Source organism: Allofournierella sp. CML151 (assembly GCF_027853465.1).
In the GTDB taxonomy this organism is placed as follows: domain Bacteria; phylum Bacillota; class Clostridia; order Oscillospirales; family Ruminococcaceae; genus Allofournierella.
Genome location: NZ_JAPNNW010000012.1, coordinates 1 through 20962, shown reverse-complemented (window position 1 = coordinate 20962; position 20962 = coordinate 1). Strand labels below are relative to the sequence as shown.

The 20962-nt window shown below is 63.9% G+C and carries 24 protein-coding genes; 2 read left to right on the top strand and 22 right to left on the bottom strand.

All coding sequences use genetic code 11. The features are described from left to right. Positions 1-281: 281 nt before the first annotated feature. The 15 genes from PH256_RS09710 to PH256_RS09640 all read right to left on the bottom strand — a co-directional run bounded on the left by PH256_RS09710 (position 282) and on the right by PH256_RS09640 (position 10568). Positions 282-2135: a phage tail protein gene (locus tag PH256_RS09710; protein WP_270913983.1), complete on the bottom strand. Its 1854-nt coding sequence runs from the start codon at positions 2133-2135 to the stop codon at positions 282-284. A 16-nt stretch (positions 2136-2151) separates the two neighbouring features. Beyond that, positions 2152-2715 (bottom strand): Gp15 family bacteriophage protein, encoded by a 564-nt coding sequence (locus PH256_RS09705; protein ID WP_270913982.1) that lies wholly within the window; start codon positions 2713-2715, stop codon positions 2152-2154. Further along, positions 2712-3161 carry a hypothetical protein gene (locus tag PH256_RS09700; RefSeq protein WP_270913981.1) on the bottom strand — a complete coding sequence of 150 codons (450 nt, stop codon included), beginning with the start codon at positions 3159-3161 and terminating at the stop codon, positions 2712-2714. The genes PH256_RS09705 and PH256_RS09700 overlap by 4 nt, the downstream gene beginning before the upstream one ends. A gap of 81 nt (positions 3162-3242) precedes the next feature. Further along, positions 3243-3749 carry a hypothetical protein gene (locus PH256_RS09695; protein ID WP_270913980.1) on the bottom strand — a complete coding sequence of 169 codons (507 nt, stop codon included), beginning with the start codon at positions 3747-3749 and terminating at the stop codon, positions 3243-3245. After that, positions 3727-4185, bottom strand: a complete 459-nt coding sequence (locus PH256_RS09690) for a hypothetical protein (protein WP_270913979.1) — start codon at positions 4183-4185, stop codon at positions 3727-3729. Before PH256_RS09690 ends, PH256_RS09695 begins: the two co-directional genes overlap by 23 nt. A gap of 14 nt (positions 4186-4199) precedes the next feature. Further along, positions 4200-4643 carry a hypothetical protein gene (locus tag PH256_RS09685; RefSeq protein ID WP_270913978.1) on the bottom strand — a complete coding sequence of 148 codons (444 nt, stop codon included), beginning with the start codon at positions 4641-4643 and terminating at the stop codon, positions 4200-4202. Beyond that, on the bottom strand, positions 4634-4996 hold the full coding sequence (locus tag PH256_RS09680) for a hypothetical protein (protein WP_270913977.1): 363 nt from the start codon (positions 4994-4996) through the stop codon (positions 4634-4636). The genes PH256_RS09685 and PH256_RS09680 overlap by 10 nt, the downstream gene beginning before the upstream one ends. 4 nt (positions 4997-5000) lie before the next feature. Beyond that, positions 5001-5873 (bottom strand): hypothetical protein, encoded by an 873-nt coding sequence (locus tag PH256_RS09675; RefSeq protein WP_270913976.1) that lies wholly within the window; start codon positions 5871-5873, stop codon positions 5001-5003. A 101-nt stretch (positions 5874-5974) separates the two neighbouring features. Continuing rightward, entirely contained in the window at positions 5975-6466 is a 492-nt protein-coding gene (locus tag PH256_RS09670) for a phage scaffolding protein (protein ID WP_270913975.1), read from the bottom strand. A 78-nt stretch (positions 6467-6544) separates the two neighbouring features. Further along, positions 6545-7921: a hypothetical protein gene (locus tag PH256_RS09665; protein WP_270913974.1), complete on the bottom strand. Its 1377-nt coding sequence runs from the start codon at positions 7919-7921 to the stop codon at positions 6545-6547. Then, positions 7918-8124 carry a hypothetical protein gene (locus PH256_RS09660; RefSeq protein ID WP_270913972.1) on the bottom strand — a complete coding sequence of 69 codons (207 nt, stop codon included), beginning with the start codon at positions 8122-8124 and terminating at the stop codon, positions 7918-7920. Before PH256_RS09660 ends, PH256_RS09665 begins: the two co-directional genes overlap by 4 nt. A gap of 33 nt (positions 8125-8157) precedes the next feature. Next, on the bottom strand, positions 8158-9414 hold the full coding sequence (locus tag PH256_RS09655) for a PBSX family phage terminase large subunit (protein WP_270913971.1): 1257 nt from the start codon (positions 9412-9414) through the stop codon (positions 8158-8160). Next, entirely contained in the window at positions 9401-9628 is a 228-nt protein-coding gene (locus PH256_RS09650; RefSeq protein ID WP_270913969.1) for a hypothetical protein, read from the bottom strand. Before PH256_RS09650 ends, PH256_RS09655 begins: the two co-directional genes overlap by 14 nt. Before the next feature lie 197 nt (positions 9629-9825). Beyond that, complete coding sequence (locus PH256_RS09645; RefSeq protein WP_270913968.1) at positions 9826-10263, bottom strand: hypothetical protein; 438 nt, start codon at positions 10261-10263, stop codon at positions 9826-9828. Then, the gene (locus PH256_RS09640) at positions 10260-10568 is read right to left on the bottom strand and encodes a hypothetical protein (RefSeq protein WP_270913967.1); all 309 of its coding nucleotides are present in this window, start codon (positions 10566-10568) and stop codon (positions 10260-10262) included. Before PH256_RS09640 ends, PH256_RS09645 begins: the two co-directional genes overlap by 4 nt. A gap of 259 nt (positions 10569-10827) precedes the next feature. Between PH256_RS09640 and PH256_RS09635 the strand changes: the two genes are divergently transcribed. Together PH256_RS09635 and PH256_RS09630 are read left to right on the top strand one after the other, a co-directional pair. Beyond that, the gene (locus PH256_RS09635) at positions 10828-11157 is read left to right on the top strand and encodes a helix-turn-helix domain-containing protein (protein WP_087183834.1); all 330 of its coding nucleotides are present in this window, start codon (positions 10828-10830) and stop codon (positions 11155-11157) included. Positions 11158-11173: 16 nt separating this feature from the next. Beyond that, positions 11174-11602 (top strand): ImmA/IrrE family metallo-endopeptidase, encoded by a 429-nt coding sequence (locus PH256_RS09630; RefSeq protein WP_270913966.1) that lies wholly within the window; start codon positions 11174-11176, stop codon positions 11600-11602. Between the two features lie 76 nt (positions 11603-11678). Here PH256_RS09630 and pflA read toward each other — a convergent pair whose 3' ends face one another. The 7 genes from pflA to PH256_RS09595 form a co-directional block, all read right to left on the bottom strand. Beyond that, the gene (gene pflA, locus PH256_RS09625) at positions 11679-12452 is read right to left on the bottom strand and encodes a pyruvate formate-lyase-activating protein (RefSeq protein ID WP_270913965.1); all 774 of its coding nucleotides are present in this window, start codon (positions 12450-12452) and stop codon (positions 11679-11681) included. A gap of 1 nt (position 12453) precedes the next feature. Next, positions 12454-12696: an autonomous glycyl radical cofactor GrcA3 gene (gene grcA3 / locus PH256_RS09620; RefSeq protein WP_058964204.1), complete on the bottom strand. Its 243-nt coding sequence runs from the start codon at positions 12694-12696 to the stop codon at positions 12454-12456. A 106-nt stretch (positions 12697-12802) separates the two neighbouring features. Continuing rightward, positions 12803-14875: a formate C-acetyltransferase gene (gene pflB / locus PH256_RS09615; protein ID WP_270913964.1), complete on the bottom strand. Its 2073-nt coding sequence runs from the start codon at positions 14873-14875 to the stop codon at positions 12803-12805. A 132-nt stretch (positions 14876-15007) separates the two neighbouring features. After that, entirely contained in the window at positions 15008-15820 is an 813-nt protein-coding gene (locus PH256_RS15340; protein ID WP_442866659.1) for a cupin domain-containing protein, read from the bottom strand. 183 nt (positions 15821-16003) lie between these two features. Continuing rightward, positions 16004-18532, bottom strand: coding sequence for an HD domain-containing phosphohydrolase (locus tag PH256_RS09605; RefSeq protein WP_270913963.1), 2529 nt, complete (start codon positions 18530-18532; stop codon positions 16004-16006). Between the two features lie 5 nt (positions 18533-18537). Then, positions 18538-20163, bottom strand: a complete 1626-nt coding sequence (locus PH256_RS09600) for a GH3 family domain-containing protein (RefSeq protein ID WP_087183839.1) — start codon at positions 20161-20163, stop codon at positions 18538-18540. After that, a complete protein-coding gene (locus PH256_RS09595; protein WP_270913961.1) occupies positions 20160-20732 on the bottom strand; it encodes a methyltransferase family protein in 573 nt (190 codons plus the stop codon). The genes PH256_RS09600 and PH256_RS09595 overlap by 4 nt, the downstream gene beginning before the upstream one ends. Positions 20733-20962: the final 230 nt, after the last annotated feature.

Here is a 20962-nt window from a genome sequence, read left to right as displayed (position 1 = left end):
TATTTTCCAAAAATGCTCGCCAAGCCACCAAGGCTTGTCTGTGCTTTTTGGTTCATATCACAAAAAATTTTCCGGCGCACTCCACCACCTGGAATTGTGCAGTGCTGCCTTAAAACTTGTTTTCGTATACGGGATAAACGCCGGTATTCATAGCCATAATTCAGTTCTCCTTTTCGTTGTCTGATTTTTGTTGTTTGATTTGTTTGGGTTTCATTCGGTCCTGCTTCTCCCCTGCCGGGGCCTGCCCCTCCATAGGCACCACCTCCTTTCCTGCATCCTGGTCAATAGGCCTCGGCGAAGGCGCCGCCGATGCGCGCGCCCCGGTTGGCCTCGATCTTCGCCATGGCGCGGTACAGCACCTGACCGTCCAGCTTCACCTCGATGGGCTGGCTCACATACAGCTGGGCCGCGCCCGCGCCGCCCAGCACGTCCGCCACCGCCTGGCGGATGGTCTCCAGCGGGGCCTCCACGTTGGTGCCCCGCCGCTGGTCGCCCACCACCGCCAGGAATGGCCGGTTGGCGGGCAGCACCGCGCCCTTTGCCAGCCGGGGAATCTGGTATTCCGGCACCCGGGGCAGGTTCACGCCAAAGCGCTGGCCGCCGTAGTCCGGCACCCAGGAGGGGATCTCCACCCCGATGCCGTTCAGCCGGTCGATCACCGCGTTCATGCCGCCAGTCAGTGCCCGCAGCATGGCGTTCACCAGGTCGATGATGCCGTTCACCCCCTGCTTTGCCACGCCGACCATGGTGTCCCACACGCTTTCAAAGATGTCGCTCAGGCCGTGCCAGGCCCGGTCCCAGTCGCCGGTGAACACACCGCTTACGAACTCGCACAGCCCGCGCAGCACGCCGGCAATGCCGTCCGCCACCTTGGCGATGGTTCCCAGACCGTTAAAAAAGCAGTCCACAACATACTGCACCGCCCCGGCCACCAGCGGCGCGAAGGTATCGGTGATGTTCTGCAAAAGCGGCAGAAGGGCCTCGGTCCACAAAATGGCGATCAGCTCCATCACCGCGCCGAACAAAAGGGTCAGGTTTTCCCACAAAGGGGCCAGATGCTCCTCCCACAGCTCCTGCAGCCGGGCCATCAGCTCATCCAGCACCGGGCACAACAGCTCGTAATAGAGCGTCTGCACCCAGTTCCGCAGCTGCTCAAAGCCCTGGGCCAGCCGGTCCAGAATGGGCTGGCCGTACACCGCCCAGGCCTCGCTCACCGCGGCCAGCATATCCTGCACCACCTGCTGCAAAAAGCCCAGCAGCGGCATCAGATAATTCTGGATGGCGTCGCCCACCAGCTGGCAGCCCAGCGAGAAGTTCCGGGCGAACTGCTCCAGAAAAAGCTCGCCCACCGCGCCCACGATGGGGGCGAAGGTCTCGGAAAAGGCGTTCACGATATTGGGGATGAACTCCCCCAGCAGATACTCCCCCAGCGGACGCAGGGCGGTGTCCCACAATTCCAGGGCGCTGTCCCGGATGAGGGCCCAGGCGCTCTGGGCGGCCCGGGCCAGCTGACCGAAGGCCTTGCCCCAGGCCGCGATGCTGGGGGCGAACAGCCGGTTCACTTCGTCCAGCACCGGGCGGAGCAGGTTCACAAGGCCGATCCATTTTTTCCGGGCCTCGTCCACCTCTTCGCCCGCCGTGCCGCCGGTGCTGCTGCCGGAAGAGGAACCGCCCCCGATGCTTGCCTGCTGCTGCACCAGGTTCAGCTCGTCGATGCCCAGCACCGTGCGGGCCACCGCCTTGGCGGCTGCCTTGGTGCTTTTGGTCAGGGTCTGCTGGCCCTTGGCGGCGGCCCGGCTGCTTTGGGCCAGCGCGTCGGCCGAATCGGCCCCGTCGCCGAACAGCAGCCAGCGCACCCCCTCGCCGATTTTGCGCAGCCCCTCGGCAAAGCCCGCCAGCACCTGCCCCAGCCCACCCAGCTGCCCCTGCATCACCTGCAACAGCTGCCCGGCGCTGGTTGCGGCCTCGTCCTGCGCGGCCTTCACCTGCTGCCAGGCCAGCCGCAGCGCGGCGGACTGGTCCAGCCCCAATTTTCGATAATCCGCCGCCAGCTTCATCACGGTGCTGCGGGTGTCCCGCTCGGCCTGCTTTGCGTCGCCCACCAGCAGGTCCAGCCAGGTCGTTTGCTTGTCCATTCGTTTCCCTCCTTTCTCAATCCTTCAGCAGCCGGTTCAGCCGCTCCCGCTCGGCCAGATCCTCAGGGGTGTAGCGGGGCTTCAGGTCCACCCGGGCCCGGTTGCGCTGATAAAATTCCCGCTCCCAGCCCTCCAGCTTTTTGCCCCGGCGCAGCTTGTCCCGAATGGCCACCACGGCGGACAGCTGCCCCTCCCCGATGGCCCCGAACCAGGCCAGGAAGGTCCACCAGTGCACGAAGGGCAGCGCCCGGATCTCGCACCCGGCCGCCTTGTTCACGTCCGCCACGATCAGGGGCAGATCCTGCTGCCAGTCCAGCAGCCGGGGACCGGCGGGGCCGCTGTCCTCTTCACCGCCCGCCAGAAACCGGAGCATGGCCTCCATGGCCTGCCCGCGCAGCGCCGGGGGCAGGGCGGCAAACTTCCGGTAAAACACCCCCATGCCCAGAAAGGCCCGCGCCTCGGGCGGTTCGTCGGCATCGTCCAGCAGGCGGATAACCTCCAGCACCTCCCGGAAGTCCGCCCGGATGGGCTCGCTGCGCCCGGCGATCTCCAGCGCCTCGGGCAGGTCCCAGCCGGTCACCGTGCCGCCTCCAGCCGGGCCGCCTCCCGGGCATCCGCGGCGGCGGCAAGGGCCTGGGCCTTCGCGCTCAGAAAGGCCTCGGCCCCGGCCTGCACCTGGGGCTGCAGCGCCGCGAACAGATTGGTCACCACCCGCTCGCCGTTGGCGGCCACCGCCATCAGGTTCACGCCGCCCAGCAGCCGGTCGAAGTCGTTTTCCTCGCCGAACACCCAGGCCAGCACCTCCTTCACCGACCGGTCGGCCTTTGCCAACAGCTCCAAAGCCTTCTGGCCGGTGGCCTGGGCCGCGCGGCCCTCTTCGGCCATTTCCTGTTCAATGGCGGCGATCCGGTCCGCCGCCTGCAAAAACCGGCTGTACACGTTGGGGTCGCTGGGGTTGAAGCGCAGCACCCCGCCGCCGTTGATCCGATATTCCCGCACGCCGGTGTCGATGTTCAATTCCTGCATTTGTATTCCTCCCTGTTCTGCATTGCTGTAAAAAACCGCCCGGGCCACTGCTTCCCGGCCCGGGCGGAGTGATTGAACGGCTTACTCCTCGGCCGGGGTAAAGGTCTTGGTGTCCGCCTTAAAGTGGCCCTTCACCGGCGCACCCTTGTAATGGATGTTGAAGGGGATCTGGTAGCCATTGGCGTCGCCGCCGTAGCTGCTCACCTCGATGACCGCGTCGTCCTTCACGGCGGGGAAGCCGCTTTCCGGGTCCTCCTCTTCCCACATGTGCACCTCCACCACGGTGGTGTTGCAGCCGTCCAGGACCTTGCACTCGTCCACGATGCCCTGCAGCCGCTCGAACAGGGGGTCACCCACCACCGCGTAGTAGGTCTCCACGCTGCCGCTCTTCTCGTAGCTGGTCACCAGGGTGGTGCTTTCCCCCAGAATGTTCCGGGTCTTTTCCACGTTGGCGCTCAGCTCGGGGCTGTACTCCTCCAGGTCCTTGCCCAGCCGCACATAATTGGGGCTGCCCTCCAGCGCGCCGGGCTCGGCGGCGTCGATGTAGTGGGCCATCCACTTGCGCTCAATCTTCTTGTTCTTCTCCATCTGTTTCTCCTTTCAGTTCGGTGATGTGTTCCGCCACCAGCTCCAGCCGGTAGCGGGCAAGGCCATCCGGCCCGGCCTGCTGCAGCCCGGCTCCCAGCGCCCGCAGGCTCTGGCGGCCGGATTCAAAAAGCAGGGGCACCCGGCCCCGGGCGTTCTGGGTGTTCACCCAGTCCTGCAAGGCCAGCACCAGAGCCGCGTTGTGCAGCCCCGCGCCGGGGTCGCCCACCGGCTTTTCCAGCCGCAGCTCCAGCCAGAACCGGTAGCTGGTGGAAAGCCGGCCCCCGCCCAGGATGTTCCCCTGAAAACTGCTCTCGGACGCGCCGCCCGGCCGCAGCGACACCGCGCCGCTCGCCAGGTCCAGCCCGTCGATGGCGATTTCCGGTGTGCTGTCCCAGCCGGGCCAGCCTTCCAGCCATTCGCGCAGCTGTTCCAGCATGCTGTTTCCCTCCTTTACCATTTTTTGTACCATTCGGTCTGGGCCTCCACGTGGCGCACCCGGCCGCCCAGCCGCTTGGCCGCCACCTCACGGATCACCGCAAGGCCCGGCACCGCCGCGGGCACAAAGGCCCGCCACTGGTCCGCCGTCTCGATTTCCGGGCCCTCGCCGGGCAGCACCCGGTCCCCCGGCTCCAGCGAAAACCAGTTCTCCCCCGGCTGCGCGCCCTCGCCGCCGGGCCGCCAGGCGGGCCACTGCCCGCCGCAGGGCGCCAGCAAAAAGCAGTACCGCTGGCCGGTGGAGCCGATGGAATCCGCCCCGCCGGAATCCCGCTCATCCAGATAGACTCCCTTCAGCACCGTGCGGCGGCAGGAAAATTCCGGCCGGAACACCGCGTGATACACCGTGGCGGTGTGGGTGCAGAAGCGATAATCCGGCAAGCCCCCGGTCAGCCGCATGCCGCCACCCCCTGTTCATCCCGCCGGATGTCCAGATACAGCCCGGCGCAGCGGTAGAGCTCCCGGCTTTTGGCAGCGGGGCTCAGATCCGGCGCGGGGGCGGCGCTGGTCTGGCTCAGGCTGCCCAGCTGCATCCCGGCCAGCAGCTGGCCGTTTTCCGCCGCTTCATAAAAGTGGATCGCCTCGGCCATGGCGCACACCGCCAGGGCCTCACTGTTTTCTTCCGGGGCCGTTACCCGGTAGATGCGCTTATAGCGCCCCAGCTGAGCCGCGGCGGCCCGCTCGGCCGCCGCGAACTCCTGCTCGGTCATCTCACCGGCCCAAACGTCCCGGTAAAATGCGTACTCCACCATAGGCTCAGGCGGACTTGTGGCTGGCGTACACGCCGGCCAGCTTGTTTTTGTACACGTCGGCCACGCCCACGTTGCGGTAGCCGTACTTGTAGGCGTCCGCCTCCTGGTTCTGGTCGGGGGTCACGATCTTGGGAGCCACGTGCTTTTCAAACTGGATCAGGGCGGGCTTGTAGATGACCATGAAGTTCAGCTCCTTGCCGTCGTCCGCCTTGGCGTAGCCGCCCGCCTCCTGGCCGCCGGTGTGGCCGTCCTTCTGGTCGATGGCGGTGTAGAAGCGGGTCTGGGGCACCAGGGTCTTGCTGGCAAAGCGGGACAGAATCTCCCGGCTCTTGGTGGTGTCCAGATCAGCGATCATGCCGTCCAGGGTGGGGGTGATGAAGAGGTGGCGGTCCTCCATGGGCACCTCGGCCTCGTCCATGGCGTTGGTGGCAACGCGCAGAGCGGCCAGCACCGCCGCGCCATCATCGAGGGTCTCCTCCTTCTGGGTCACGCCCTCCTTGGAGGCGTAGCTGGCGAAGCGGAAGGCGTCCAGCTCGGGGGCCACCTTGGTGCGGATGAACTCGCCCGCCAGACGGCCGAAGGCGATGCCGGCACTGTCCGCGTCGTCCATGTTGTCCACGGTGAACATGCGGCCCCGGTCGAAGTTGCACTTCACGGTCTCGTTGGTCAGGGTCACGTCGCCGGACACATAACCGCTGTTGCGGTCGTAGTCGCCCAGGCCCTGCAGCTCGATCATGGGGATGATCAGCTCGTTGGCGTTGGCGCCCTGGCGCACCAGCTCCTCGGGGCCGTCCAGCTTGGCGGTGAGGGACACGGTGCGGTACACCTCGTCCAGCAGAGGGATGAATTTGCCTGCGGTGGTAATCTTGTTAGCCATAGTGTATTTTCCTCCTTGATATATACGAATTGTTTATTTCAAGCTTCATAAAACAGCGGGGCAAAAACGCGGGAGGCCCCCGGGGCCCCGGTGTTCTCCGGTCAGACACGGCCCAGCCCGAAGGCCCGGCGCAGCAGCTCATCCGGCTCGCCGCCGGGCGCGCCCGCACCGGTACCCGCCGCGTAGGGGGGCGGAGTGATGCCGCCGAAGAGATAGCCGTTTTCCTGCTCCAGCTGCTCCAGCGCGGCAGCGATGGCTCCCTCCGGGTCGGCACTGGTGCGCAGGCTGTCCAGGTCCAGCAGGGCCCGGATGGCCTTTTCACTGCGGCCGCCCGCCCTGCCGATGGCGGTGTTCAGTGCCGCGTCAAAGCGGGCCGCTGCCACCTGCTCCTCCGCCGACTTGCGGGCCTGCTCGGCCTGCTGCTTCCAGTCGGCGGCCTGGGCGCGGGCGGTCTCCAGCTCGGTCTTCCATCTGGCCTGCCGGGTGTCCAGCTCCTCCCTGTTCACAAAGCGCTGGGCAAGCGCGGCGGTCAGCGATTCCTCCAGCTGGGGGGTGTAGGCCTCGCCCAGCAGCTCCTTCAGCCATTCCTGCATTGTGTTCTCCTTTCTTTTTTCAGGGTTTCGGGCAAAACAAAAGGCCTGCGGTTCTTTGCGAAACCTGCAAGCCTTTTTTCATGAATCGTTTGGGGCCTTTGCCTCGGGCATCAGCCGCCGGCGTACCCGGGCCAGGTCCTCGTCGGTCTCCCAGGGCAGACTGTATTTCCAGGCCAGGGCGATCTCCGGCTTCAGCAGCCCGGCGTTCACCAGCTGCATGGTGTCGGCCCATTCCCTGTCCTTATCGAACAGAACGCCGTTGCCCCAGTCGATGCGTACCGCCCGCGCCGGATCCGGCTGGAAGGCGCCGGGAATCCGGTACATCCTGCCCAGCCTGCCGCAGAGGGCCACCGCCCGGCGCACCGCGCTCTCCCACAGCTGCTGCAGCTCCTGGATGGTCAGGCTGTAGTCGCCCTGGCTGCTGGTCACCTCGGTGGCGGTGCGCTGTGCAGCCTCCACCTCGCCCAGAATGCCCCGCTTTAAGCCGATCAGGCTTTCCAGATTGCGCAGGTACTCTCGCTTGCGGGCCAGAAAGCTCTCCTGCCGCAGGGCGGGGGCGAACACGGTCACGCCGGTGTTGGCGATGTCGTCGTCGATGCCCACGAAGAGACCGGGGGGCAGCACCGGGCGGCCGTTTTTTCGCTTGTCCAGCAGGTCCGCCGAGGCGAACACCCTGCTCTCGCCGTGGTCGAACTCCCGGTCCAGCTGGCGCTCGTTCCGGTTGATGTTGTGGATCAGCCCCGCCGCCGCGGCGTAAACGCTCACCGGGTCGGGGCTGCCGTCCACGCAGTTTTCCAGCGGCAGGCGCAGGCTCACAAGGCCGAGACCGCCCACGTCGCCCACCACCGCCTTGGGCTCCAGCGCCGCATACCGGGGCAGGGCGGAAAGGCTCACCGGCGTGCCGATGCTCTGGCCGTCCCAGCTGCAAAACAGCTTGTTCTCGATCACCAGACGGCCCGCCTCGTCCAGACTGCGGCGCTCCAGAAGGGTATAAAACTTGCCGTTTTCCATGGTCAGCTCCGCGCTGCCCAGGGCGGTAGCCTCGCCGTCCGGCGAGCGGCCCAGCACCGTGACCATGTCCCGCCGCATCACCGAAAAAGCAAAGCCCCCGGGCCCCGGCACCGGCTTGAGCCAGGCCTCGCCCCCGATCAGGGCCAGCTGCATGGCCTTGCGGCGCACCGTTTCCAGCCCGGCCAGCACCCCGGCCACAAAGGGCTCGCCCCCGTCGGCGACGGCCCGGTACTCGGCAAAGCAGCTGCGGCTCAGCTTGCTCACCACCGTGTAGGGCAGCCGCTGGCAGGGGTCTTCCTCGTCGGTCACCTCCCGGTCAAAGTAAAGGCGGAACCAGTCCTCAATGGCGGCGTTCATGGCGGCGGTGGTGCAGTCCCGCGCGCCGGGGTAGGCCTGGGCAAAGCTGCTGATCTGCCGCCCCAGCGCGGCGCCGAACACGCTCATTCCTCCACCTCCCAGCTGCGGGCGGCCAGCCGGTTGCGGGCCCGCACCCCTGCCTGCATGCCCTGGATGTAGGCCTCCAGCCGCTCGATCTCCCGGTTCAGCCGGTCCTCTCTGGCCCGCAGGGCCGCGTTCTCCCGCATCAGCTGGTCCCGCGCCCACTCCGGCAGAAAGCACCGCCAGAACCATTCCTTCATTTTGCGCATTTGTTCTCTCCTTTCCTGTTTTTCCGGCACGGCTCAGCCCCCCGCCCGCCGCCAGATGCGGCTGGTGGCATAGCGCACCGCGTCGATGTGGTGATTGTCCCGGTCCGGGTAGCCCTCCAGCACCTGGCCGCTGGAGCGGTCCCGGTCGTACTCATACTCGCTGAACTCCTTGGCGGTGTCCGGGCAGCGGGCCGGGTCGATGCGGATTTCCGCCAGGCTTTGCAGCCACTTCATGCCCGCCTTCACGCTGCCGGGCCCCTTTTCCGCACCCCGGCAGGGCAGGCCCATGGACCGGTAATCCCGGCAGCTTTTCTCCTCGGCGCTGTCCGCAATGAGGGTCTCGCTGTCCCCCGCGCAGACGCCCTTTTCCAGCAGGATACGGGCGGTGTCCGCGTTGGAGGTGCGGCGGCGGGTGGCCTCGTCGAAGATGTACAGCACCCGCCGGGCGGCGTCGTAGCCGCAGCTGTTGAAGGCCCAGGGGTCCGGGAACCAGCCCCAGTCCACCCCGTGGTATCGCCGTTCCAGCCGGGCGATCTCCTCCTCCCGGATGGGGATCAGCTTCACATTCTCGAACACCAGACTGCCGCTGCCCACCACCTGGCCCAGGTATTCGTGGCGGTAGGCCCGCTCGTTGGTCAGCCGCAGGTGCTCGGCCTCCTGCAAAAAGCGCTCGCCCAGCCAGTGGGGCGGCAGGCTTCGGTAGTCGGAATGGACCACCAGCATGCCGGGCTTCGGCTGGCGCACATACCGGTTGACCCAGCTGGAGGGCAGCGGGGGCGGGTTGAAGCTCTTGATTACAAGGCTCTGCCCCTGGCCCCGCAAAAGGCTCTGCTCAGCGCTGCGCACCTGGTCCGGGCCGGAGAACTGATCCAGCTCCTCGAACCAGACCGCCCCGATGTACCCGAAGGGGGGCTTGATGCTCTTCAGCTTGGCCGCGTCGTCCAGCCCGAAGCACCAGACGCACTGGCCGGTGGTTTTTCGCACCAGCTCCATCCGGCTCAGGTTGGGCTCGAATTCCCCGTCCAGACCCATCCGCTCCAGCGCCCAGAGCAGCTGGCTCCACACGCTGGTGCGCAGGGTCCGGCCCACCCGGCGCAGGGCGACGGCATGGCAGTCCGGGTGGCGCAGCAGCTGCACCAGCAGCTCAATGGCCGCACAGCTGCTTTTGGCGCTGCCCCGCCCGCCGGTGAGCACCAGCTCCCCCACCTGCCCCCGGCGCACCGCCTTGTGGGCCTCGTGGAAGGCCGGGGCGATCAGCCCGCCCAGCGCCCGGCGTTCACTGGATGTCATCCACCAGCACCACCCGGGGCGCAGGCTCCACCGCCGGGGCATCCAGCAGCTTTGCCAGCATCTCCATGGCCTTCATCCGGCTGGCAAGGCTGGGCAGCTGCATCATCTCCTCGCCGTTCTTGCCGTATTCCGGGTAGGCCTTTTCCCCCATGGCAATGGCCATCAGCTCCTGGCGCAGCCGCTGGGCGGGGTCCTCTTTTTTGCGCGCGGCCATCGGCACTCACACTCCTTTCCTGTAAAAATGGGATGGAAAAAGGCGGGGAGCCCGGTTTATGTTCCGGGCCCCGCCGCCTACTTTCCTCATGATACAGGATAGCACGGGTCGAACCGGGCTTTCCAAGGGTCAATTTTCACTTTTTTCCGGGCTTTTCAAGGGTCAATTTGGGGTTTCATCCGGGCTTTTCGCCGTTTTCATGCCGCCGGGGCGATGCCCTGCAGGCTGAGGCACTTCAGCGCCCGCTCGTGCTGGCGGCGCAGCCAGCGCTCGTCGGTGTCCAGCATACGGCTGATGTCCGGCCAGGTCTTGTTCAGCAGATAGCGTGCCCGCATCATCTGGCGGGTGCGCTCGTCCTCCAGCAGCTCGATGGCCACCACCACCCGGGCCTGGGCCTTGGCCGCCGCGTCCAGCTTTTGGGCCAATTCGCCCCGCAGCGCTTCCAGCCGCTCCACGCTCTGCTCCAGCTTATGCAGATTCGGCCCCCGCACCACCTGCACCCCCTGGCCAAGGTAGGGTGTGATCCGGGTGATCACCGCCTCCAGCTCCCGCAGCTGCTCGCTCACCAGACGCGCCTCGTGCAGCTGGGTCTGATAACTGCGCAAAAACTCCAAGGTCTCGGCTCTGCTGTTCATTCCGCTTTTTCCTCCCTCTGTACACCTGCTTCATACACACCGGCAAAAGGCAGTTGCCCTCGCCGTCCCGCTTCCATTGGCAGCGCGCGCAGCCCCGCCAGGTCCATTTCGTGTTCATGCTCGTCCTCCTTCCAGATCCAGTTGCCCGAAAAATACCATTCCACCAGCATGGCCCTGAACTCCACCGCCTCTGCCGCCCGCTCATCCCATTGCAGGATGCCGCAGCCCCGGCAGGCGACGGCAAAGCCGTCGGCCCCGTTCACAAATCGGCCCCGGTTCGGCCCGAGGCCCTGCCAGTTTCCCACCGCATCGCCCTCCTTTGCGGCCCGAGTTATCGGGCACTTTTTGTGGTATAATAAATAATTTTTATAAAGCCACGTTTCGTGTCTTTATAAAATAAAAAAATACACCGATCCGGATTTTATGGAAAAATATTCCGGTTTGTTCGGTGGCTTTATTCTACATCAATTCACGAATCGTGTCAACACCCTTTGTGGATATTTTCTTTACAAAATCCACATTTCGTGCTATTATCAATACAGAAACCGGAAAGGAGTCGATCGTATGGGTCAATTTGCATCCATCTTAAAGCAGCTTCGGCTGCAGAAGGGGCTTACCCAGCCCCAGCTGGCCGAGCGCCTGGGCATCAGCCGCAGCGCCATCAGCATGTATGAGCGGGGCGAGCGGGAACCGGACACCGCCACCATGGAGGCCATCGCGGCCCTGTTCGGGGTGGACATGAACTATCTGTACGGCATGCCCACCGTCACCTTCGACGACTTCACCTATGCCTTGCACAACGAGAGCAAGGACCTGACCGAGGAAAACAAGCAAAAATTACTGGAAATGGCGCGTCTGTTCAAGCTGGCCCAGCAGCATGGCAGCGGAAACTGACCGCCGGGAGGGCCGCATGGTATCATTGGCAACAATTTATCAGGACGCGCGCCGTCTGGGCGTGGCGCTGATTCCCTATTCCATCGGCTTTGCAGACGCCGCCACCCTGGAAATGGACGGCCGCTACGGCATTTTTCTGGACTTTGACCAGTTCGAGACCATGGCGGACTACGCCGCCGCGCTGGCCCACGAGGTGGGCCACTGCGCCACCGGAGCCACCCACGCGGTGCACAGCCCCTTCGAGCTGGTGGCCCAGCACGAGGACCGAGCCAACCGCTGGCACTACGAGCATTACCTGCCCTTTTCGGAATTGCAGGAACTGGTGGCGGACGGCTACACCGAGCCCTGGCAGCTGGCGGAGGCCACCGGCTGGCCGGAAAAAACAGTGCGGGACGCACTGGAATACTACACCCAGCGCCGGGGCCTGCGGCTGCAATGCCCCTGAATCAATCACAAAACAAAAACTCCCCCGCCTGCGGCAAACGCTGCAAGCGGGGGAGTTTTCTGTTTCTGAATAAAGCTCAGGGGGTTTGCCGGCCGGTGCGCACGGCGCGGATCTCGTCCAGCAGAATCTGCCGGGCGCTGGCGGCGGCTGCCTTTTCCAGGGCGGGCACCCCTTCCAGGGGGTAGTCAAGGCCCAGGGCCTTGTATTTGTTCACGCCCATGGTATGGTAGGGCAGCACCTCCAGCCCCTTCAGGTTCCGGTAGCCACCCAGCATCCGGCCCAGCCGGTGCAGGTGCTCTTCGCCGTCGGTGCGGCCGGGCACCACCACATGACGGGCCACCATGGGCACACCCGCAGCCTCCAGCGCGGCGGCGAAGGCCAGAACCGGGGCCTGGGGCTGGCCGGTCAGGGCCTTGTGGCCCGCCTCGTCGCTGTGCTTGAAGTCCAGCAGCACCAGATCGGTGACCGCGAACAGGTCCGCGAACCGGTCTTTCTTTTTCTCATTGTAAAAGATACCGCTGGTGTCCAGGCAGGTGTGGATGCCCCGCTGCTTTGCCTTTTGGAACAGCTCGGTGAGAAAGGGCAGCTGGGCCAGCGGTTCGCCGCCGGTGGCGGTGATGCCGCCGCCCTTATAAAAGCTCTTGTTCTTCTCGTACTGGTCCAGCAATTCGTCGGCGGTCATCATCTGACCGCCGGAAAAGGCCCAGGTGTCCGGGTTGTGGCAGAAGGCGCACCGCATGGGGCAGCCCTGAAAGAACACCACGAACCGGATGCCCGGCCCGTCCACAGTGCCGAAGCTTTCCACCGAATGGATGCGCCCGGTGAGCGGCGCAGTTTGTTCGGTTTCCATCTTACATGCCTTCGTGGAAGGTACGGCTGATGACCTCGTCCTGCTGCTCCTTAGTGAGCTTGTTGAAGTTCACCGCGTAGCCGGACACGCGCACGGTCAGCTGGGGGTACTTTTCGGGATGGGCCTGCGCATCCAGCAGGGTCTCCTTGGTGAACACGTTCACGTTCAGGTGATGGCCGCCCTTTTCGGCGTAGCCGTCCAGCAGGCCAACCAGGTTGTCGATCTGAGAATCGCTGATCTTCATGGTAAATACACTCCTTTTCACTTGGGGAATTGAAAATACGGGGCGGGGCGCAGATAGTACCCCGCCGCCGGGGATTGCTTGCTTTTTTCCTGTTCGCAGTTATCGCTTACAGTTCAACGTTGGGCTCGCAGCAGGCGCAGTCGTGAGGCATGTCCAGCTCGATCTCGCCGAAGAACACCTGATCCTCCTTGCCCAGCGCGCCGGGGATGATGGAGAAGGTGTTGGAGATGCCGTCCTGGGCATCCTTGAAGGGCAGCTTTGCCACCGAGCTCAGGGACGCCACCGCACCGTGGCTGTCGCGGTGGTGCATGGGATTGGCGCCGGGGGCGAAGGGCTCGCCGCCCTTACGGCCGTCCGGGGTGGAGCCGGTGTTCTTGCCGTACACCACGTTGGAGGTGATGGTCAGGATGGAGGTGGTGGGCTTGCCGCCGCGGTAGGTGTGGTTGGACTTGATGTGCTGCATGAAGCGGTGCACGATGTCGTGGGCGATCTGGTCCACACGGTCGTCGTCGTTGCCGTACTTGGGGAAGTCGCCCTCCACCTCGTAGTCCACCACGATGTTGTTCTCGTCCCGGATGGTCTTCACCTTGGCGTACTTGATGGCGCTCAGGGAGTCAGCCACAACGGACAGACCCGCAATGCCGGTGGCAAACCAGCGGGTGACCTCCTTGTCGTGCAGGGCCATCTGGATGCGCTCGTAGCAGTACTTGTCGTGCATGTAATGGATAATGTTCAGAGCATTCACATACACCCGGGCCAGCCACTGCATCATGTCGTCGAAGCGCTGCATCACGTCCTCGTAGTTCAGGTACTCGTCCTCGATGGGACGGAAGCGGGGACCCACCTGCTTCTTGCTGATCTCGTCCACACCGCCGTTGATGGCGTACAGCAGGCACTTGGCCAGGTTGGCGCGGGCGCCGAAGAACTGCATCTCCTTGCCCACCCGCATGCTGGACACGCAGCAGGCGATGGCGTAGTCGTCGCCGTGGGTCACCCGCATCAGGTCATCGTTCTCATACTGGATGGAGCTGGTGGCGATACTCATCTTGGCGCAGTAGCGCTTGAAGGCCAGGGGCAACCGGGTGGACCAGAGCACGGTCATGTTGGGTTCGGGAGCGGTGCCCAGGTTCTCCAGGGTGTGCAGGTAGCGGAAGCTCATCTTGGTGACCAGGGGCCGGCCGTCGATGCCCACGCCGCCGATGGACTCGGTGACCCAGGTGGGGTCGCCGCTGAACAGGGCGTTGTACTCGGGGGTACGGGCGAACTTGACCAGACGCAGCTTCATGATGAAGTGGTCCACCATCTCCTGAATTTCGCTCTCGGTGAAGGTGCCGTCGGCCAGGTCGCGCTGGGCGTAGATGTCCAGGAAGGTGCTGGTGCGGCCCAGGCTCATGGCGGCGCCGTTCTGCTCCTTCACGGCGGCCAGGTAGCCGAAGTACAGCCACTGGATGGCCTCCTGGGTGTTCTTGGCGGGCTGGGAGATATCGAAGCCGTAGATCTTGCCCAGCTCCTTCAGCTCTTTGAGGGCCTTGATCTGCTCGCTCAGCTCCTCGCGCTCACGGATTACGTCGGAATACATGATCACGCGGGTGGAGTCCTTCTGGTTCTGCTTGTCCTCGATCAGGCGGTCCACACCGTACAGGGCCACGCGGCGGTAGTCGCCGATGATGCGGCCGCGGCCGTAGGCGTCGGGCAGACCGGTGATGATGTGGCTGGAGCGGCAGGCGCGCATCTCGGGGGTGTAAGCGTCGAACACACCCTCGTTGTGGGTCTTGCGGTATTTGGTGTAGATCTCCACCACTTCCGGGTCCACATGGTAGCCGTTGTCCTCGCAGGCCTTCATGGCCATGCGGATGCCGCCGTTGGGCTGCAGCGAGCGCTTGAAGGGCTTATCGGTCTGGAAGCCCACGATCTTCTCTTTGCTCTGGTCCAGATAACCGGGACCGTGGGAGGTGATGGTGGAGATGACGCGGGTGTCCATGTCCAGCACGCCGCCTGCCTCCCGCTCCTTGGCGGTCAGGTCCATCACCTGATCCCACAGCTCGGTGGTCTCCTTGGTGGGGCCCTGCAAGAAGCTTTCGTCGCCCTCGTAGGGGGTGTAGTTTTTCTGGATGAAGTCCCGCACGTTGATCTCATTCTGCCAGACGCCGGGGGTAAAATCCTTCCATTCCTGTCTCATTGGCCTGTGCCCTCCTGTATTTGGATGGTAAATAAATATCGGTCCGCCCATCGCTGGGCGTTATCGCGGGCGGGGCGCAGGGCTCTCTCCTTCCCCGGGCCGGGCCGCGGTAAAACAACTTTTAAGGGTTCCTCAGTCCTTGCGGGGGAACACCACGGTGAGCAGCATCTTGAAGCTGCGGGGCGCATACACCGCGTGGGGCTTGCCCGCGGGCATCACCAGCACTTGACCGGCCGAAACCGTGTGCTCGGTGCCGTCCACCGTGAACAGGCCCTCGCCCTCCAGCACCTGCACCATGGCGTCGCCCTCGGAGGAATGGGTGCTGATCTCCTCGCCCGCATCAAAGGCGAACAGGGTCAGGCTCACCGCCGGGTTCTGGGCCAGGGTACGGCTGACGATCTGGCCCGGCTGCACGCTCACCAGCGCTGCCAGGTCCTGGGTCTGCTCGTGGGGAATATTTTTAATGTAGGGATACATGGGCCGTCCTCCTTTGCTTGCGCCCGCTGCCGGTTCGGCCTTGAGCGGCGCGGCGGCAGGGGCCGGTGTTTCGGGTACGGCATGAGTATAGCTTATTCCTACCGGTTCAGTATGTTTGTTTTCCAACAAACCGGGGTTTTCCACACACGCGTCCGGGCGGGTCCGGGGCAGCTCCGGGGCAGGCACCGGTTCCGGCTGCGGCTTCGGTGCCGGTTCCGGCTTGGGCTGCGGTGCGGGGGCCGGGGCGGGCTGCTCCGGCTCGGCCGGTCCCGCTTCGGACATAAAGTAGCTGCGCAGCGCGCCCTTGTCCTCGTACTGCACAAAGGTGTAAAGGCCAAAGGCAAAGGCCTTTTCCACCTCGTTCAGCCCCTGGGGCAGCTTCAGCTCCTCCCACAGGCACCGGGCGATCCGGTCCTTCTGGGCGGCAGTGAGCAGCTGCTCGGCCTGTTCAAAGGTCATATTGTCCATGGTAGGTCCTCCTTTTCGGTGCTCCCTTGTGCGGCGGCGCCCTTTTTATTCTACCCCAAACGGGTGGTGCGCCGCTTGCTTATGGTTTTCCGTTTTTGGCAAAATATTGCGCCTCTGGTGTAAAACAGCAATGGCTTTTCCCCCGCCGCCTGCGGGCGGGGAAAAAGCCATGGGCAGTTTGGGTTATTGGCCTGCGCTCTTACGCTGGCTGGCCAGCTGGATTCCGCCCCGCTTCAGCTCGGCCACGAATACCGGCACAAGCTTTGGGTCGAACTGGCGGCCCGCCTCCTCGGTGAGAATCTGGATGCCCCGCTCCAGACTCACAGCCTCCTTGTAGCAGCGCTTGCTGGTCATGGCGTCGAAGGAGTCGGCGATGCAGAGGATACGCGCCAGCAGCGGAATGTCCTCCCCGCCGATGCGCCGGGGATAGCCCCGGCCGTCGTACCGCTCGTGGTGGCCGATCACCGCCGGGATGATGTAATCCAGGGCGGGCAGATAGCGGATGATGCCCACCGCTGCCTCCACGTGGCCCTGCATCTGCTCATACTCCTCCTCGGTGAGCTTGCCGTTCTTGTTCAGCACCGTCTCAGGGATGCCGATCTTGCCGATGTCGTGCAGCAGGGCTGCCTGGCGCACAATCTCGATCATGTCCGCGTTCAGGCCCGCGGCCTTCGCCAGCGAGGTGGCATAGTAGGCCACGTTATGGGAATGGCTGAAGGTGTAGTGGTCCTTGGCGTCGATGGCCGCCATCAGGGCCAGCACCGTCTGCTCGTATTCCTGGTAGATGTGGGCGTGGTCCGCCTTTTCGGTCTCGCCGTCCGCCTTGCGCAGCACCGACTGGAAGATCTCGATGCCGTTCTTGCCGCTGTGCTTCACATGGTACACCGCCATGTCGGCGTTGTCCATCAGCTCCCGGCTGGTGGAGGCGTCGAAGGGGGCGGCGCTGATGCCGATGCTTAAGGTGAGCACCTTCAGCTTGTGATCCACGGTGCGGCGGTTCATGTTGAACACCTGATCCCGGATGGATTCCGCCAGGGTGCGGGTGGCCAGCACATCGTAGCGGGGCAGCAGCACCGCGAATTCCTTGCCGCTGTAGCGGGCCACAAAGCCATTTTCGCCCACGCTGCTGCGGATGATCTCCGCAATGCGGCGCAGGGCCAGGTCCCCCTCCTTCTGGCCGTAAAGCTGGTTGTACAGCTTGAAGTCGTCCACGTTCACGATCATCAGAGCCAGGGTGCTCTCCCGGGTGGTTTCAAACTGCTCCTCCAGCACCTGCAAAAAGTGCTTGCGGTTCAAAAGGCCGGTCAGGTCATCCACCCGTGCCTCGTGGTAGGCCTGCTCATAGAGGGCGGCGTTTTTCAGGGCCATGGAGGCCACCGACGCCACCGACAGCATCCACTGCATGTCCTGGCCGCCGACCCGGTGCTTGCCCTGACCCTCGGACACCAAAATCAGACCGGGCATGTCGCCCTCCTCGCCGGTGAGCGCCACACCGCCCGCCACCCGCAGGTAGCGCAGCTGATTTTTCTCGCTGTCCCACATGGCCTTGTAGTCCACGGTGGTTTCGAACTGCCGCCAGCTGATGCACTGGCTGCGGCGCAGCACCCGTACCAGCGGGCTGTCCGCCCGGATGGAGAAGGAAAGGTCCTTCAGGGGCTGGTCGCTGTAGCGGGCGTCATAGTCGCCGGTGGCCGCGTTGCGGGTGCACACGTACACACCACCCACGCTGGCCCCCTCCCGGATCACCTCCACGGTTTTTTCCAGGATGTCCTGCACGTTCAAAAGGCGGGCCACCGCGGTGCTGTATTCGTTCAGCGCCTCGCTCTGGCGGTTCTCCTCCCGCACGAACACGTTGTTCACCAGCTTGCGCCACAGCCAGGAGAAGATGCCTGCGGTCACAAAGAAGAACACCGCGAACAGAATCACCTCATAGTCGCCCGCGGCGGGCACCAGCGCCTCCAGATTCTTCATCAGGTAGGGCTTGAGGTTATAGAACAGGATGAAGGTGAGCATCAGGCCCACCATGTAGCACACGCTCTCGGAGGCCAGCAGCCGCAGCTTGAACAGCCGCTTTTTCACCAGCGCGTAAAACAGCAAAAGCGCGTTGCCCACACCGGCCAGAATGTCGATGGGGAAGCCCACGAACACCGGCAGCAGCAGCGCCGCGTGACCGGCGAACATGAGCACAATGCCCTGGGTCACCGGCTTGAACTGGCCCCGGTAGGAGGGCCGTTCCCGGTAGGCGCTCCACAGATGGTACAGGCTGTGGGCCATGACCCAGCCCACCGCAACAAACAGCAGCAGCACCGGCCAGGTGATGGTATATTCAAACACCACCTCGTCGCCCCGGTCCAGAAGCCGGGGCGCGGCCAGGAAAAAGCCGGTCTTCACGTTCACCGCAATGATGGCCGCCATGACCAGCAGATAAATCTTCTCCCAGATTCCGGCAGCCTTTTCCACAAAGTCGCTCAAAAAGCGGTAGTAGGCGCAGGCCATGAGCAAAAGGCCCGCAATGGACACATGGTACCACACCTGATAGGAGGGCGCCACCTGCCAGCGCATGAGCATGGAGCCGCCGGCCCAGCAGACCATGGTCACCAGCAGCCACAGAAAGGACCACAGCTCCCTTGTTTTTCGGCTGGCCAGCACCACCAGGAAAATGGCCGCGTAGATGAACAGGGCGATGGCCGAGATATATCCGTACATGTCCATTGGAATCACCTCCTGCCCGGCCGCCAGGTTCCGGCGCGCTGGTTCTGCAGCAGAGCCTCCATGGCGTAATTGTCCGGGTTCATGTGGCGGGGCGGCCGCCCGTGGGCCGCGCAGTATTCGGCAAAGCTGCCGCTGCGCAGAATGGTCACCTTCAGCGGGTCCATGCCCAGGATCTTTTTCAGGTCCCGGTAGTCCTGATCGGTGTACTTGAAGTAGGTGGTCAGCAGGTCACGCAGCACCTGGGTGTTCACCGCCCGGTTCAAAAACTCGCTCTTTTCCACCTCCACATACAGATGGAAGTAGGGCCGGTTCTCGGCGGTGTACTCCTTCAGAGCCACCCAGCCCACCACCGGCAGGCCGGAGAGATCCAGCACGTTCTGGATGCCCTGCTCGGAAATGCGGGTAAAGCCCGCGATGTCGATGATGGCAGGCACCCGGTCCACGTACTCAAAGCGGGGGATACTGGTGCCGTCCTCCCGGCTGGAAAGCCCCACGCAGCGGTAGGTATCGCCCACCCGGTAGCGGGCGAAGGCGCCGCCCTTGAGCACCGTGAGCACAATCTCGTAGATTTCGCCGGGCACCACCTCATCCATCAGGTAGGTGCGGGGGGTGTAGTCCGGCTCGTCCATCAGGCGGATGGTGTCGGCAATGGGCAAAAATTCATAGAAGCAGGTATCCGGGAAGAAATACATGCCGTTGCGGGTCCAGGTCTCGGTGCCGATGATGGAGGGCTCGGTGCCGGCGAACAGCTCCATGGGCCGCACGCCCCACAGCTCCTCCAGATCGTCCTTGTAGCAGCGGTTGTCGGTGCCCGCCACCATGAAGCCCTTCAGATGGAACAGGTCCTTGGGCTTTAAGGGCCGGTTCTCCTTTTTGCAGCGGCTCTTTGCCCGGGCGATGCGCAGCAGCATATCCGGCCGGAACTTAAGCAGATCGGCGGGCTTCAGCTTCGCCTTGCCGCCCATCTGGGAAAGGCTCTGGCTCACCGCGTAGGCCACGCTGCCCAGGCCGAAGAAGTATTCCACGTCCTGCTGCATGGCCATCTTGAAGCCCAGCTTGTTGCGCTCGCTGAAGCTCATGTTCACCGCATCCTTCACGGCGGGCAGGAACTTGATGTCGATGGCCTCGTTCAGCGCCAGCGGGAACAGGCCGGTGGCATAGGGCAGCGGGGCCAGGCCGTAGAGCACCTTGTCGGTCTTGTCCACATTGAAGCTGCCCTTCTTGCGGCTGGTGCTCAGAATCAGGCAGGCCACCACATTGTCCCGGAAGGTATCCAGCATGCTGCGGGTGTAGGGGGCCAGCTTGATGGGATGCCGCCCGCCCTCCCAGGTGGTCTGAATCCAGATGACCGGATTGTCCGGCAGCATACTGGCGTTCTTGCGCAGCAGAATGTCGGCGTAGTCCTCGTAGCTGGTCAGGGGCACCATGCGGCGGAACTCCTCAATGGTGGCGGGCTTTTTGCCCTTCAGGATGGACTGCCCCAGCATGCAGCCGCTCCACAGCTGAATCTGCTCGGTCATCAGCCGCCGCTGAATGGCCATGTATTCCTCCATGCTCAGGTCCAGAAAGCCGCAATACTGGCTCCATACCTCGTCGTACTCCTGACGGTCCAGCTTATCCTGCAGGCTCATTGCTCCGCGCCCCCTTTCCAGGTCCGCACACAGCGCACGGCGCTGCCCGGCGTGGGCAGCAGAAAGGGCGTGGTGCGGCGGTATTCCTCATAGTTCACAAAGCTTTGGGGGAAGGTCCAACGGTCCTGAAACAGAACGTAAGCGATGTTCAGCCCGGTCATGACCAGAGCGAACACCGCTGCTTTGGGCGTGCCCAGCAGCAGCCCCAGGCACAGATACGCCCCGGCGAACCAGAGCACGCCGGGGTGGCGGCACAGCGCATACATTCCCCCGGTGTAAGCCTTGCGGGGGGCGTTTTCTTCCAGATAGGTGGCACTGAAGGGCAGCGCAAAAAACAGGGTGTAGACCATCAGGGCCAAAAACACCACTGCCAGCACGGCCAGCGCCAGCACAAGCCCGTTAAACGCAAAAATGGCCCGACAGTTCCACACCAGCAATCCGGTGGCTGCGGCCAGCAGTGCGCAGCCCACCGCGAACAGCCGGTGGAACCAGGGCCGTACCGGGCGGACGCTGTTCACGTCATAGGCAAAAAAGGCGGCAAAGGCCGCCGTTCCCAGCACAAACTCCATCCTCTTTCCATTCCTTCCTCAAAACACGGAAACCGGCCCGTTCCCCGGGCCACATTTTTCTTTCTCCCCCGTTTCCGCATTTTATCGCGTTATTTTAATCATATCAAAATCTCGCGCGGTTTACAATTTTTCTTTTGCGTTTTGGCGCAATAATTTAATACTTTTTGTCGATTTTGCACTCCTATTACAAAAAAAGAACCGCCGGACCTCCTTTCAGAGGTCCGGCGGTT